Here is a 14,261-nt window from a genome sequence, read left to right as displayed (position 1 = left end):
TTGGTATACAGAAAGTCGTACAATTCAATTATTAAGCTAGCTTAGAGTTAAATCTTCTTAAAACGAATCCTACTAAAATCATCATAATGGAAGCAAGTAAAAGGATAAAAGAATCTAATGCTGAACCTGTTTTAGGTAATGTTTTTTCAGAATTGTTATCAGGTGTATTAGGAGTTTCCATACTTGTTTTTTCAGGTTGTTCCGGATTGCCTGGTTGCTCCGGATTGCCAGGCTGTTCTGGATTGCAGTTGCAAGGTTGTTTTGGATTATCAGGTTGTTCCGGATTGCCTGGTTGCTCCGGATTGCCAGGCTGTTCCGGATTGCTTGGTTGTTCTGGATTGCTTGGTTGTTCTGGATTGCTTGGTTGTCCTGGATTGCTTGGTTGTCCTGGATTGCTTGGTTGTTCTGGATTACTTGGTTGTTCTGGATTACTTGGTTGTTCTGGATTACTTGGTTGTTCTGGATTGCCAGGCTGTTCCGGATTGCCAGGTTGTTCCGGATTGCCAGGCTGCTCCGGATTGCCAGGTTGTTCCGGATTGCCAGGCTGTTCTGGATTGCAGTTGCAAGGTTGTTCTGGGTTGCCTGGTTGTTTTGGTTGATTTGGAGCAGAAGGCTGTTTAGTTTCAAACTTTTCAGTCTCTCCAATACCAGTATGCACATCTCCAAGAATTGGAGTGTTTCTGGTGTCTACAATTACGATGCCGCTATGTTGCCATGTATACTCGTCAGTTTCCACCTTTTCACGTTCAATGACACCAACATGCGCATCTCCAACTACTGATTTTTTAACATCAAGATCAGCCACTGCACCATGTGTATATTCGTAATCATCTGTTTTAATTTTTGTGCCTTCAAGCACACCCAAATGTGTATCTCCGAGTAAATCAGAACCTTTTAAATCAGCTTGAACAACCCCGCCAGTAGTAAGAGTGCTGCCATCTTTTGTTTCGACTTTTTTGCCGCCGATGATATCGATATTGATATCACCAGTTATTGGCTTTAAAAGACTTCCTCCTAAACCAATGCTGATAAGAGAAGCTTTTTTCTCGCTTTTAATATTATCGTCTTTTCCAGCAGGATCCCCTGTTTTTACAGGTGGATTTTTTGGAATGATAGACTGTTCATCGCTAGCTGTGCTTGTTGCTTTCTCTTGGTTATTTTCGCTAGTTGTGTTTGTTGCATTTACCTGGCTATTTTCATTTGATTGAACCGCAGTATTTGTAATGTCTTTAGATCCCACTGGCTGAGCTACAGCATTGGTTAGAGTTTGCGTATTAGATACCACTGACTGAGTTACACCATTAGATAAAGCTTGTACATCTTGATTATTTATTTCCTCTGCACTAACGGCATTTCCAAAAAGTGAGATGCCAATAACGAATGTTCCTGCATAAACAATATTTTTCAACGATTTTACAACAACTTTTTTATTCATTTTCCTTCCCCTTCTTCTTAGTTTTTTATTATGCGACTAAGAAGAAGGAAGATTTCGGTGGTTCTATAGGCGGACCTTTAACCCATTGATCTGATAACTCATCTAGAATACGGATCATTTGGTTATTTAAATCTATGTCATTGGTATAAGCATAGTCTAGATAAGCTACTATTCCAGATCCTCCGTTTGAACCTGCAGAACCCGATGAACCATTTGTTGATGATCCGCCATTAGTCGGGCTCGAAGAAGTAAATATTAAAACCACTTGTGAGCCTAATGGATGATTGCTATTTTTTTGTTTTTCATCCAATACATTTTGTAATTGGCTCAAATCATCTGTATTTGACTGATTGAGAATTATTTTATTTCCTGCATCCACCAATTCTTCAATGAACTTTGCTATAGGATCATTTTTTTGTTCTTGGCTACCATCATTAACCGATGTAGATGGTGGAATTTGACTAGGATTCACAGAATCACTTGGTTTTGCTGGATTACTTGGTTGTTCTGGATTGCTTGGTTGTTCTGGATTGCTTGGTTGCTCTGGATTGCTTGGTTGCTCTGGATTGCTTGGTTGCTCTTGGTTAATTGGTTGCTCCGAATTCTCCGGTTGAGTGCTTCCATTTCCATCTTTATTTCCAGGATTGCCCTCTACCGGCTTCGTATCAGGTTGTTCTTCTTGTTTTGGTTCCTCTTTTGGTTTCTCTTGGGTTGGGGCAGGATCCTTTTTCTCTACTTGTTGAAATTCACCTATACCAATATGCGAATCATCTATTATCGGTGAATCTTTTATGTCCCCAATCACTAATCCACCATTAGAAGATTTATATTCGTCTGTTTCTGTTTGTTTATATTCAATAAGCCCTAAATGTGCATCTCCTAGAGGTGTGTTTGTAACATCACCTATAATTAGCCCAGAGTGAAATTCGCTATAATCAGGTGTTTCAACCTTTTTCACTTCAGCTATTCCAAGGTGTCCGTCTCCTAAAGGAGTGTTATTGACATCAGCTATGACTAAGCCGGTGTGTACTTCTTTATAGTCTGGGGCTTCCACTTTATTGAATTCGGCTACTCCAAAATTAGCATCCCCAAAAGGAGTATCCTTCAAGCCCGCCAACAATAATCCGCTTTGAAGTTTATTTATATTTCCAGATGTTTGTTCGAGAACTTCAGCTACTCCTAAGTGTGTTTTCCCAAATATATTGTCTAACTCTACAACCGCTAGTCCGCCATTACGTTCTTCTTCATTATCACGAAGAACTTTTCCGCCTTCTAACACTCCTATGCGGGCATCGCCTACTAGTTTGGAACCTGTTATGTCTACTCCTAGCAAGGTATTGCGAGTAGATTGCTCTTCTGCAGAGCTTGCTTTCGTTTGCCCTAAAATGTTTACGTTTACATTTCCTACAACCGGTAAGCCTAATCCAATTCCAAGCAAACGTTTTTCTCCTAAGACATTGATATTAATGTTTAATCCCCCAATGCCTAGGCTTAAAGATGGGGTAGCTTTTTTATTATCCTTTTTAGCAGGGAGTGCGTTAGTATTTAATGCACCTTTATCCTCTTTCTGAAGCACTTCCTTGCTTGGTTTAACAGAAAGTTCACCCTTGTTTTCGCCGGAATTTTCAGCAATTTCTTTTTCTAGCTCGCCTGTAACATTCGCTTTAGATTCGGCGACTTGTCCTTTAGTGGATGTGAATGGCGCATCTGCAGATGCTAGATTCAGATTATAGCTTTCTTGAGTATTTACTTTTTCAGAATCCAGACTATTTAGAGGATACGTAATCGTCTCGTTCTGTATTAAAGGCTCAACAGATTCTTTAGATTCACCCAATTCCTGGGCTTGAGTTATGGTAGGCACCCCTAAAATAAGGCAAGTGGATAATATATACGTCAGGCCCTTTCGCATCATTTCACCTCCTTTCCGCAAAGAAATTACTGTTTAATTTTACATCGTTTTACAATGTTTAATTTTACACATAAAACCATTTAAACCCAATACATATTATGTAATTGTTAAAAATTTGTCAAAATTAGCATTTCATGATAAACGTATCATTTAATTGTTGTTTATTTCATATTCTGTACTTTGAGTTGAGCTATAGAGGTACCAATCATCGCCGTACATAAGGTCATCTAGCAGCTCATTTTGATCTTGATTTTGTTTACTTTAAATCTGTTCATTAAATACTTATATTAAAAACCTGTGGGTGACTCAATTTCGTTGGTATCGTTAAAATCCAGGCATTCCAGACACTATAAAAAAGGTGAAAAGAGAAAAGGAATCAGATTTTATAGTCATTTTCATCTGTTTCGTAAATCACTTTATCCTAATGATAATGGAAGTACACTGTTCCATCAGCCGTGGTCATGCTTTTGCGTTTTCCATTTTCATCATATGCAAATTCGGCCATCCATTGTCCAGATGCATCTCGAACTTTGATTAATTGGTCAAACGCATCGTAAATATACGTTCGCTCGCCATCATTCGTTAAATTTCCGTTATGATCATACTGGTACGCTTACCTGTTTACTTCTGTTAATTGATTCTTCGCATTGTATGAATACGAGGTTGTTATACTGTTTCCATTCTTCGTGACGATTTTTTCTTTCGGTTCCCAACCAAATCGTATTCATAAGTAATCACTGTACCATCTAACAATGTTTCACGAACTAATTAATTTAGCTTATCATATTGATAAAAAATGGTGCCATGATTGTTAACAACACTTTCTATATTGCTATTCCGATCGTATTGATAGGTATATGAGTTTAATTGTGTCCCATTCGCCAGTTTGTTAGTGAAGGTTTCTAAACAATTCGCTTCGTCAAACGTTTTACTTGTAGATGTTCCGTTTCCACGAGTGATGGACTGAGTAGCTCCTAAAGAGTTATAACCAAATGTAATGAGTATTTGATTACATAAATTTCAACAATTGTAGGATATTTTTACGAATCATTTTTAAATCCTTGACTGTCTTCACTGAATATCATGTGTTGCCTCACCTTTCTAGTCATTCACACATATTTGTTCCATGCATACGATAAAGCCAATCACGAGCACTAGCATGTGTCAATAAAACGATAAAAAGAGTGTCCCAACCCTTCTGGGACACCCTCTTACTCCTCTCCTTGAACGATTCGCTTTTCTTTTTCACCGCGATATTTGCGCCAGCCAACATATGTGAGCGTCAATACAATCATCCCGCCGATCGATGTCATCACCCACCAAAGCGATGGCACGGCGGCTTCTTTTTTTCCGTCGGCAAAGAGCGCCTCTAAATCTTCTTCCATTTGTTGAAGCTCTTTTGCTTGTTGATTCGCGTCTAACTGGTAAAAAGCGGGAGCCTCAAGCAAAGAAATGTGCGCAGCAACGCGCTGAAACCGCTCGGGTTCGACATTAATTTTCGCGCTCGGTTCGATCAGTTTGTAGCGCTGCAAAAACTGTTGAAACGCTTGTTGAAACGCCCCTTCATCTTCATGTTCCATCGCTTCTTTCATGCCCGCAAAAGCAGACATGATCGTTTCTTTCATTTCTTTCCAAAGAGGCTGGTGTTTCGCTTGGACCGCATCGACGACGAGACGAAATTGGGCTACTTGATTCACGCGCTCTTCAATCGGCAGGGTCGAAGCGGTCACCGTTTTTACCGCTCCTTCATGCGTCACGGTCAGCGCATGAAGCGCATCCATTGATTGTATTCCTTCACGCGCATTGAACTGCAAAAATTGTTGCTCGAAATATTCAAGCAACTGCTTCGCCTCTTCAAACCGTTGATTTTTTGTCATTTGCAACGCTTCGTCAGAAATACGATCCAGTTTGTCCCACTCTTGTCCGCCACTGGCATACGCTGTATACGGAAATAGGCAAACGAGCATCCATATGAGCATTCGAATTCGCATCCTTGTCCCTCCTTACCCTCTCACTACTCAATGTATGACGGCAAGGAAGAACATAGACCTGTTTAGCGATGACGAACAGCAAAAAGATACGTCACCGCAATCGAAGCAATGCTTAGCCAAAACGTGAAATAGCCGATTTGGGGTATGTATTCATTCAACATGCGATACTGCGGCATCATGCCAAATACATAGTCAATGACATCGTTATGTAATGTCCAAATGGCTGCAATCGCAAGATGAACAGGCCGAATGCGATAATGCGGAGCATAAAGCAATCCTTGCACTGCCATTGCCCCGTGCGAAGCGACGAGCATCCATCCCGCCCAACCGAGCGTTCCTGTCACAAATAAAACTAGAAGGTTCATCACGACCGCCCAAATGCCATACTTAAACAGCGTCACCATCGCTAACGCTTCAAAAAGAGGCCAGTTTGTCCGAAGCAAAAACGCCAGCAAAACCAATACGAAAAATAAGCTCGCCGTCGGACTGTCGGGAACAAAAAGTAAAAACTTCGGCGGCGTTTCCGAAAGCTGCGGGCCGTACCAAATATAACCGTAAATCGTTCCGACGATGTTGATGATCAACAGCCATATTAAAAATGTTCGTTGCATAAGCAGAGCGCGAATATAGGCCATCGCATTTCCCACCTTTCGATATGTATATAATAAGCTTCATTTTCCGAAACAAACAAGCCTTTTTCTTGCCGCCTTACGACATCGATCCGATTAGAACCTTAACCATTTATGTAGAAAAAAAGTTATATAGAAAAAAAGCTGACTGAATCAGCCAGCTTTTTCATCGTTATTCTGCTTTTAAACCTGCGACAAATTCGGCAAGTTTTTTCAGTTCTTCATCCGTACCTTTGAAAATTCCAGCAGGCATGCTGCCTTGTCCGTCTTTAGCGATTTTAGCAATTTCTTCAGCAGAAAGCCCTGTGCCAACGAGCGACGGTGCAGCAGGACCGCCTTGCAAGTTTTCGCCGTGACATGTTAAACATGTGTTAGCCTCTAAAATTTTATAGCCTTCCGCATTTTTATCAATTTCGACTTCCGCGCGAATTTTCCCTTGTTCCGCCGCTGCTTCCCAGTCATGCGTCACAACGGATTCCCACGTTAAGAAAACAATCGCAGCAAGCGTCAATAACATCATGCCAACCGCTACCGGACGCTTTGTCGGACGGCGCTCTGGACCGCGATCTAAAAACGGAGCTAACAAAAGCGCACCGAAAGCAAGTCCTGGCATGACGATTGCTCCGATAACCGTGTACGGACCAGATGCATATGAATATTTTAAAAGCTGATACAAGAACAAGAAATACCAGTCAGGCAGCGGAATGTAGCTCGTATCCGTCGGATCGGCAATGCGCTCAAGCGGCGATGGATGAGCGACCGTTAAACATAAAAAGCCGATTAAAAAGACGGAACCGACCATCCATTCTTTCAATAAGAAGTTCGGCCAAAATGCTTCCGTTTTTCCCGGATATTCGGAATAGTCTTTCGGAATGTTCGGCTTTCGAACCGCAGGCACACGCGAGTCGCCGACAAATTTCATTCCTTTTCCGCGATGCATAGTGTTCCCTCCCTTTTGCTAAATTTTACAGTGGACCAGAAATTCCTTGTTTGCGAATCATTAAGAAGTGCGCTGCCATAAGTCCTAACAACGCTCCTGGCAAGAAGAAGACGTGAATCGCAAAGAAGCGCGTTAATGTTTGCGCACCAACGATTTCTGGATGGCCTGCTAAAAGCGTTTTCACCATCGGACCAATCACTGGCGTTGCTTCCGCAATTTGCAAACCTACTTTTGTCGCAAAGAGCGCTTTCATGTCCCAAGGCAATAAGTATCCTGTAAAGCCTAAGCCCATCATAACCATAAAAATAAGAACACCGACGATCCAGTTCAATTCACGCGGTTTTTTGTATGCTCCTTGGAAAAATACGCGCAACGTATGTAAAAACATCATCACAATAACAAGGCTCGCACCCCAGTGATGCATGCCGCGCACGATTTGCCCAAACGCGACTTCGTTTTGCAAATAGTAAACAGATTCCCATGCGTTTTTAATATCTGGCACGTAATACATCGTTAAAAACATACCCGATAAAATTTGGATGACGGTAACGAAAAATGTTAAGCCGCCAAAACAATAAACAAACGCAGAAAAATGGTGTGCAGGGTTAACATGTTCAGGAACTTCGTGGTCAGCGATATCTCGCCACAAAGGCGTAATATCTAGCCGTTCGTCAACCCAATCATAAAGCTTGTTTAGCATCTATTACGCCTCCCCTCGTGGTTTCGCTTTACCTAAATACAATGTACCATCCTTCACTTTGTACTCGTAACGATCTAACGGCGCAATTGGCGGTGTTCCCGGTACGTTCGTGCCGTCTTTTTCATACAAACCGTAGTGGCATGGACAGAAGAAGCGGTTCGGATTCGCTTTGTCCCCATTCCAGTTCACCGTACAGCCAAGATGCTTACAGATTGGGGATAGCGCGACGATTTCTCCTTTTTCGTCCTTATACACCCAGGCAGATTTTGGCTCTTCTGATTCGTACCAGGCATCCTTCACTTTCACTTTGAAGTCGAAACGCTGCGGCTCGTTCGTGATATCTTTCACTTGGGCGACCGCCACCATTTCTTGTCCCGTTTCATCCTTTAAGATCGGGTCTAAAGCGAAGCGCACCATCGGCGATAAAATGCCTGCTGCCATAAATCCGCCCACACCTGTTAACGTGTAGTTTAAAAACTGCCGTCTTGATACCCGATGTTTCTTCTCGCTCATCATTTTCCCCCCTCTATACGAAGTTAAGTCCATCCGGACGAATTGTTATAACACATATAAAACTAGGACAACCTAATGATATATCATGTTTCCACTAAGGTCAATATAATCATAGTGTAAACGCTATCTAATTTTTCTCAGTCCATTTGCTAATGAACGTTTCCATTGCTTGTTCGACTTGCTTGCTTACAAGCTTTTGTTTGTAATGATCATCGACATGTTCAAGCGGAAGCGGCGGCAAATAAACAAACCCATCTTCCGTCCAGTCAGCGTGAGCCGTTAAACAAAAAATGTGGCGAAATCCGTTTTGTCCCAACTTTTCCTTCCAACGATGAAGCCGCTCCCTAAGCGCATTTTTTTCTTCGTCTACCCAATACGTAAACGGCGGAATCAACATCACCCTCCCTTTAAATTGACGCTCGATTTCGTTTGCGATGAGCAACACATGCTCGCCCATTTCGGCAAACGCTTTCACATTCGCACACGCAAGCGGCACGAGCGGCACGAGCGCCGTATCAACATATTCCTTTGCTTGCATATACGCATCGACATCTTTCACTGTCCATTTCATGCAAATCTCTCCTCACATTTCCATCTTACACGAAAATCACCAATTATTTTTTGAACATTTTGTGACGGTGACATCTTATCACATTTCATCAGAACGCGCCAACGTTTCTAATTGCGGTCAAGTAGAAGAGGGGGAACCCCCCCTCTTTCTTTCAACCCCTGATTCTTTCATTCTTCATAAATCATCTTTCTCGTCATGCCGCCATCAACGACTAAATGGATGCCCGTGACAAAATCATTTTTTGGATCCGTAAGATATAAACAAGCTCTTGCGATATCTTCCGGCTTTCCGACCCTTCCTGAAGGGTGTTGCAGATGATCCTCGGGCCGAAGTTGACTGTAGTCCCCTGTTTCAATCCAGCCAGGACAAATGGCATTAACGGTGATTCGGTCTGGCCCTAATGAAACAGCAAGCGCATGAGTGAGTGAAAGAATTCCTCCTTTTGAAGCGGCGTAAGCTTCTGAATGAGGCTCGGACATAAGAGCGCGCGTCGAAGAAATATTCACAATCGCTCCTCCGCCATGGGTTCTCATGATTTTTGCCGCTTCTCTTGAACAAAGGAACGTCGCTCGCAAATTCGTGTTGATGACATAATCCCATTCTTCTACGGTTAAATCATAAGGAGATTTAAATATTCCAAGCCCCGCATTATTAATCAAAATATCGATTCGCCCGAGCGTTTCTCCCACTTCCTTCATCACGTTCTCAATCTCTGTTGGATTGGTTAAGTCAAAAACGTATGAGTACGCGTCATACCCAGCCGATTGCAAACGTTCACGAGTTTTTTGCAACCCATTTTCATCTTTATCCATGATGACCACTTTCGCTCCTTGTTCAGCATAAGCCATCGCAAGAGTTCGTCCAATCCCGCCTCCTGCTCCTGTTATAACGGCAACTTTTCCTTTATACGTCAACATGATGTATCCTCCTTTTTATCCTTTTTATGTACCACTCAACAACGATATTGCTCGATTATACCATGTTCGTATCGATTTTTTGCAGAAATCATGACAGTGCTTTAAGAATTTTTAATTGTTTAGCTGATTCTCTTTTTTTGGGGGAATAAAACCAGTAAATATCCAAAGATTAATAGAAAAAAGATTAACGAAATAACGCCAATCCAATGAAAGTGCGACCAGAAATAACCGCCAAACGATCCGACAAAGCTTGAACCAAGATAATAAAAAAGCAGGTAAAGAGAAGAAGCCTGTACTTTATAATTTTCTGCACATTCTCCAACCCAAGCACTAGCAATGGAGTGGCTGGCAAAGAAGCCAAATGTGAAGATAGCGATCCCTATGATTTTTCCGATTAGTGAAGGAATCAGCGTTAGGAATGCCCCGCTCATCATGATTCCAATTGAAATTTTTAAAATGAAGGAATACCCATATTGGTCTGCCTTGTTTCCCATATAGATGGAGCTAAACGTCCCAAATATATACACGATAAAAATAAATCCAATGATCGTTTGGCTTAACTCATAAGGCGGTTCTACTAGAAGAAAGCCTATATAATTATAAAGTGTAACAAAACTTCCCATTAGCAAAAATGAAAGCATTACCAGAGCCATCAAATTTTTATTAACGATATGTACTTTATAAGCTCCCCATGCAGATCTCCAGTCTAACGCCTTTTTCACTGAGTTACGAGGGACGGGTAGAGTAAGCGAAAACACGATACTCAAAATCAGTGCTAACATTCCGATCGTGATTAAAGCTATTCTCCAATTAAACAAGTCTGTAAGTACACTCGTTATGATTCTTCCGGCCATTCCTCCTATGCTTGTCCCGCTTATATACAGTCCCATAACCTTTCCGAGCCCATCTGGATGGAATTCTTCCGCAACATAAGCCATGGCAATCGAAGGGACTCCTGCAATAAAAAATCCTAATAAGAACCTAACGATGACAAGAGTAATAAAATTTGGACTGAGTGCCGTAATCAAACTAAGAGCAGCCGTGAAAAACATTGAAATAACCATGATCTGTTTTTTTCCCACCTTATCAGATAAAGCAGCCGCAAATAACATAAAAAACGCCAATACTCCTGTAGATACAGATAAACTTAAACTGGCTGCCGTGGCTGATACATGAAATTCTTTAGAAAAAATCGGCATCAATGGTTGTGTTGTATAAAGGATCGCAAACGTCAAAAAACCTCCGAGAAATAATGAAAAGCTTGCCTGTCGATATTCTTTCGTCCCTTTTTGAATGAAAGCCACAATCTCCCCCCTTTTTCTTTCACAACCATTATAGCGAATATTCATTTTGAATGTTTACCGTCTATCGGACATAAACAACAAATGAGGGCTCAGAGCTATCGTCTGAACCCTCTTGCTTAACGCAAAGCTTTTAGCTGTTCCGTCAGCCGACGAAATGTTTCTTCATCTTGCCGATCTAACGCTTCATCGATTAAACGCAGCAATTTCTCTTTTTGAAAATGATGAAGCGCTTCATTTAACACACGTTCTGCCATCTGTTCATCTTGCTCGTTCGCTTTTTTCGGCATGTATGGATTTTCTTCTAATACCGCAACATATTGAGGCGAATGGAAGGCGCCGCGGAAATTAAGTTGAATATAAATGTCTTCATCGCGATTGAGGCGAATATCATGAAACGACTTTTCTGCATCCGTTGTTACAACATTTTCTTTATAAAAGCGAAAAGGTACATCATCCACACAGTGAGTTGACATCATCATTCCGCGCGGACAATACTCCGCATGCTCAACGAAATGAACCTTTTCCATTAATGAATCATGACTGAGCAAATAATTTAAAATCCAAACACATTCGCGCCTCTTTAATTGATAATGATTTAAAAACCAACGAATAAACTCTTTTTTCTCACGGACGGATACGTTTGTCGCCACTCGCTTCCCCCCTTTATCGCTTGTATAACTGATGCGTATGCTTGTCATAAGCATACTATTCTTCAAACTGCAATAAAAGATCGGCAATTTCATCATTTGTCGGATCAAGGCGCAACAGTTGCTCAAACTGCGCCTTTGCTTCCTCTCTTTTTCCTTCTTCTAACAAGAAATAACCGTAATCGTACAAAAAGTCTGGATCATTCTTAAAGAAAGTATATGCCTCTTCATAATGATTTAATGCCTCATCATATTTTTCTAGCTTTTGTTTTGCTTTCGCTAAATCCCACTCAAGCTGCGGATCATATTCACCGCTGTTCATCGCTTGCGTAATCCATTCCACCACTTCTTCGTAGCGCTCTTCATGCAACAGCCATTTTGTCAATGTCAACAGCGCTTCTAAATAGCCCGGATCGATCTCCACCGCTTTTTTCAAATACGTCTCCGCCTCGTCCGTTTTCCCTAGCTTTAACGCCATTTTGCCCGCATATAAAAGCAATTCCTTATTTAAATCATCGATTGTTAATCCTTCTTTTGCCGTATCATAGCTTTTAGCAAGATCGCCTTCTTGTTCGTATGCTTTCGCTAAATATAAATAAAGCGGAACATATTCGCGGTCAAGCACTTTTAACTCGTTCAATTTTTCAATCGCCGTTTTGTACGCTCCCGCTTGATACGCCGTAAAGCCGTAACGGAAAAGCGTATGAACATCAAGGCGGTCGTTCAACGCTTCTTCATAATACGGCAACGCTTGCTCAAACTCGCCGAGCAAGCTGAGCGCTTCCGCTAATCGCTCCTTAATGGCCACGCCAGCAATCGTCTTTTCTTTTTGCAGCACTTGTTCATAAAAACGCACGCTTTTTTGATATTCGCCGCGCGTAAAATAAAATTCAGCCAACGCAAATTGCACAATCGGCTCATCTGGCAGTTGTTCATACGCACGGAGCAATTTTTGTTCGCTCACTTCATCAAGCCCTTGCATTTGATAAAGATCCGCTGCTAATAAACAAGCGCGGACGTAGTACGGATCATTTTCATCAATTTCCGTTAAAATGTCTAGCGCTTCCTCTTCTTTTTCAAGTTCTGTATACACTTCCGCCAGAAAAAGGCGAATATCTCCATCATCGGGATAGCGCTCCATCAGTTGTTTCAACAACGCTTCGGCTTCTTCTAACCATCCCCATGAAAAAAAGTGTTCCGCTAATATGTATTTTTCTTCATCGCTTCCTTCGCGTTTCAATTGTTCGGCAAGCTCCATTCCTTTTTCGACTTCACCGTTTTCAACCAATTGAACAATTTGATCGATTCGATTCATAGCCTTCACCCTTTTTGTTGGATTCATTCGAACAAGTTTTATCATAACAGCAACTTTCATCGCTTGCAAAAAAGAAGGTTGATCCCATTGGAATCAACCTTGTTGAAGTGCGTGTAAATGCGCAAAAAATGATGGATACGAAACGGCGATCGCTTCAGGGCGTTGAAGCGTCACTTCCCCTTCGGTCACACAAGCGGCAATGGCCAACATCATGCCGATGCGATGATCGCCGAAGCTGTCAACCACCGCGTGGTTCGCGCGCAATTTCGTTTTGCCGCGAATGATCATGCCGTCATCGGTCGCTTCAATATCGGCGCCAAGCTTGCGCAATTCAGAAACGACTGTCGCGATGCGATCCGTTTCTTTCACTTTCAATTCGCTTGCATCTTTAATGATCGTCGTTCCTTCCGCCTGCGTCGCTAACAGCGCGATAATTGGAATTTCATCAATCAAGCGCGGAATGAGTTCTCCGCCGATTTCGGTCGCTTTTAATTCCGATGTGCGCACGGTTATATCGGCAAGCGGTTCGCTTTCTTCGTTGCGAATGTTTTCGATCGAGACGTTTGCCCCCATCTGCGCAAGTACATCCAGAATGCCTGTACGCGTCGGGTTTACCCCAACGTTTTTCAGCGTAATTTCGCTGTTTGGAACGATCGCGCCTGCAACGAGGAAAAACGCCGCCGAGGAAATATCGCCGGGAACATAAATGTCTGCCGCATGCAACCGTTGTTTTCCAGTGACAGAAACGGTTAAGCCATCGACGTGAACGTCGGCGCCAAACGCTTTTAACATTCGCTCCGTATGATCGCGCGATTTATGCGGTTCAGTGACCGTGGTCGTTCCGTCTGCATGCAACCCTGCCAGCAAAAGCGCGGATTTCACTTGCGCGCTGGCCACAGGAGAAACATACTCAATCGGCTGCAATGCCCCGCCGCGAATCGCAAGCGGCGTATAGCGGCCGTTCATGCGCCCGTCAATATGCGCTCCCATTTGGCGAAGCGGTTTTGTCACTCGATCCATCGGCCGCTTCGCAATCGAATCATCGCCTATTAAACAAGCATGAAACGGGCACGCCGCTAAAATCCCAAGCAAAAGGCGCGTTGTCGTACCGGAATTGCCGACGTTTAATACTTCTGTCGGCTCGCTTAATCCGGCTATTCCCTTTCCTTCAACGATGACTTCCGTATCGTTTTGTTCAATGCGCACGCCCATTTTGCGAAAGCAATCAATCGTGCTTAAACAATCTTCCCCCGTTAAAAAGTTCGTAATGTGCGTCGTTCCTTCAGCGATCGCACCAAACATGACGGCGCGATGGGAAATCGATTTATCGCCAGGAACGTAAATTTCCCCTTTTAATGAATTCACATTCGTTCGTAATTGCAACGTTCAC

Annotated in this window: 13 protein-coding genes; all 13 read right to left on the bottom strand. The window is 42.4% G+C overall.

Translation table 11 applies throughout. The features are described from left to right. Positions 1-31: 31 nt before the first annotated feature. The 13 genes from EDD69_RS00985 to aroA all read right to left on the bottom strand — a co-directional run bounded on the left by EDD69_RS00985 (position 32) and on the right by aroA (position 14,254). A complete protein-coding gene (locus tag EDD69_RS00985; RefSeq protein ID WP_132947101.1) occupies positions 32-1,435 on the bottom strand; it encodes an LPXTG cell wall anchor domain-containing protein in 1,404 nt (467 codons plus the stop codon). Positions 1,436-1,463: 28 nt separating this feature from the next. Beyond that, a complete protein-coding gene (locus EDD69_RS00980; RefSeq protein ID WP_132947100.1) occupies positions 1,464-3,344 on the bottom strand; it encodes a hypothetical protein in 1,881 nt (626 codons plus the stop codon). Between the two features lie 1,211 nt (positions 3,345-4,555). After that, positions 4,556-5,335: a sporulation protein YpjB gene (gene ypjB, locus EDD69_RS00970; protein ID WP_132947099.1), complete on the bottom strand. Its 780-nt coding sequence runs from the start codon at positions 5,333-5,335 to the stop codon at positions 4,556-4,558. A gap of 62 nt (positions 5,336-5,397) precedes the next feature. Then, entirely contained in the window at positions 5,398-5,970 is a 573-nt protein-coding gene (lhaT, locus tag EDD69_RS00965) for a lipoprotein heptaprenylglyceryl N-acetyltransferase LhaT (RefSeq protein WP_132947098.1), read from the bottom strand. Between the two features lie 166 nt (positions 5,971-6,136). Further along, positions 6,137-6,904: a menaquinol-cytochrome c reductase cytochrome b/c subunit gene (locus EDD69_RS00960; protein WP_132947097.1), complete on the bottom strand. Its 768-nt coding sequence runs from the start codon at positions 6,902-6,904 to the stop codon at positions 6,137-6,139. A gap of 25 nt (positions 6,905-6,929) precedes the next feature. After that, entirely contained in the window at positions 6,930-7,604 is a 675-nt protein-coding gene (gene qcrB / locus EDD69_RS00955) for a menaquinol-cytochrome c reductase cytochrome b subunit (RefSeq protein WP_132947096.1), read from the bottom strand. 3 nt (positions 7,605-7,607) lie between these two features. After that, on the bottom strand, positions 7,608-8,117 hold the full coding sequence (locus EDD69_RS00950; protein ID WP_132947095.1) for a Rieske (2Fe-2S) protein: 510 nt from the start codon (positions 8,115-8,117) through the stop codon (positions 7,608-7,610). A 127-nt stretch (positions 8,118-8,244) separates the two neighbouring features. Next, on the bottom strand, positions 8,245-8,688 hold the full coding sequence (locus tag EDD69_RS00945) for a YpiF family protein (RefSeq protein WP_132947094.1): 444 nt from the start codon (positions 8,686-8,688) through the stop codon (positions 8,245-8,247). A gap of 167 nt (positions 8,689-8,855) precedes the next feature. Continuing rightward, positions 8,856-9,602, bottom strand: coding sequence for an SDR family NAD(P)-dependent oxidoreductase (locus tag EDD69_RS00940; RefSeq protein WP_132947220.1), 747 nt, complete (start codon positions 9,600-9,602; stop codon positions 8,856-8,858). Positions 9,603-9,724: 122 nt separating this feature from the next. Further along, positions 9,725-10,909, bottom strand: coding sequence for an MFS transporter (locus tag EDD69_RS00935; protein WP_207893228.1), 1,185 nt, complete (start codon positions 10,907-10,909; stop codon positions 9,725-9,727). Between the two features lie 116 nt (positions 10,910-11,025). Then, a complete protein-coding gene (locus EDD69_RS00930; protein ID WP_424565315.1) occupies positions 11,026-11,559 on the bottom strand; it encodes a ReoY family proteolytic degradation factor in 534 nt (177 codons plus the stop codon). A gap of 55 nt (positions 11,560-11,614) precedes the next feature. Continuing rightward, a complete protein-coding gene (locus EDD69_RS00925; protein ID WP_132947091.1) occupies positions 11,615-12,871 on the bottom strand; it encodes a tetratricopeptide repeat protein in 1,257 nt (418 codons plus the stop codon). A 93-nt stretch (positions 12,872-12,964) separates the two neighbouring features. Then, positions 12,965-14,254 (bottom strand): 3-phosphoshikimate 1-carboxyvinyltransferase, encoded by a 1,290-nt coding sequence (aroA, locus tag EDD69_RS00920; protein ID WP_132947090.1) that lies wholly within the window; start codon positions 14,252-14,254, stop codon positions 12,965-12,967. Between the last annotated feature and the right edge of the window lie 7 nt (positions 14,255-14,261).

It is taken from the genome of Thermolongibacillus altinsuensis (genome assembly GCF_004341205.1).
Classification (GTDB): Bacteria; Bacillota; Bacilli; order Bacillales; family Anoxybacillaceae; genus Thermolongibacillus; species Thermolongibacillus altinsuensis.
The sequence above is the reverse complement of the archived record's forward strand: the minus strand, read 5'-3'. Positions and strand labels throughout refer to the sequence as shown.

Bases quoted from the DNA above. Each gene is read 5' to 3' on its own strand.
- qcrB (WP_132947096.1), bottom strand. From the start codon at position 7,604: ATGCTAAACAAGCTTTATGATTGGGTTGACGAACGGCTAGATATTACG.
- EDD69_RS00985 (WP_132947101.1), bottom strand. From the start codon at position 1,435: ATGAATAAAAAAGTTGTTGTAAAATCGTTGAAAAATATTGTTTATGCA.
- EDD69_RS00980 (WP_132947100.1), bottom strand. From the start codon at position 3,344: ATGCGAAAGGGCCTGACGTATATATTATCCACTTGCCTTATTTTAGGG.
- EDD69_RS00960 (WP_132947097.1), bottom strand. From the start codon at position 6,904: ATGCATCGCGGAAAAGGAATGAAATTTGTCGGCGACTCGCGTGTGCCT.
- EDD69_RS00950 (WP_132947095.1), bottom strand. From the start codon at position 8,117: ATGAGCGAGAAGAAACATCGGGTATCAAGACGGCAGTTTTTAAACTAC.
- ypjB (WP_132947099.1), bottom strand. From the start codon at position 5,335: ATGCGAATTCGAATGCTCATATGGATGCTCGTTTGCCTATTTCCGTAT.
- EDD69_RS00945 (WP_132947094.1), bottom strand. From the start codon at position 8,688: ATGAAATGGACAGTGAAAGATGTCGATGCGTATATGCAAGCAAAGGAA.
- EDD69_RS00925 (WP_132947091.1), bottom strand. From the start codon at position 12,871: ATGAATCGAATCGATCAAATTGTTCAATTGGTTGAAAACGGTGAAGTC.
- lhaT (WP_132947098.1), bottom strand. From the start codon at position 5,970: ATGGCCTATATTCGCGCTCTGCTTATGCAACGAACATTTTTAATATGG.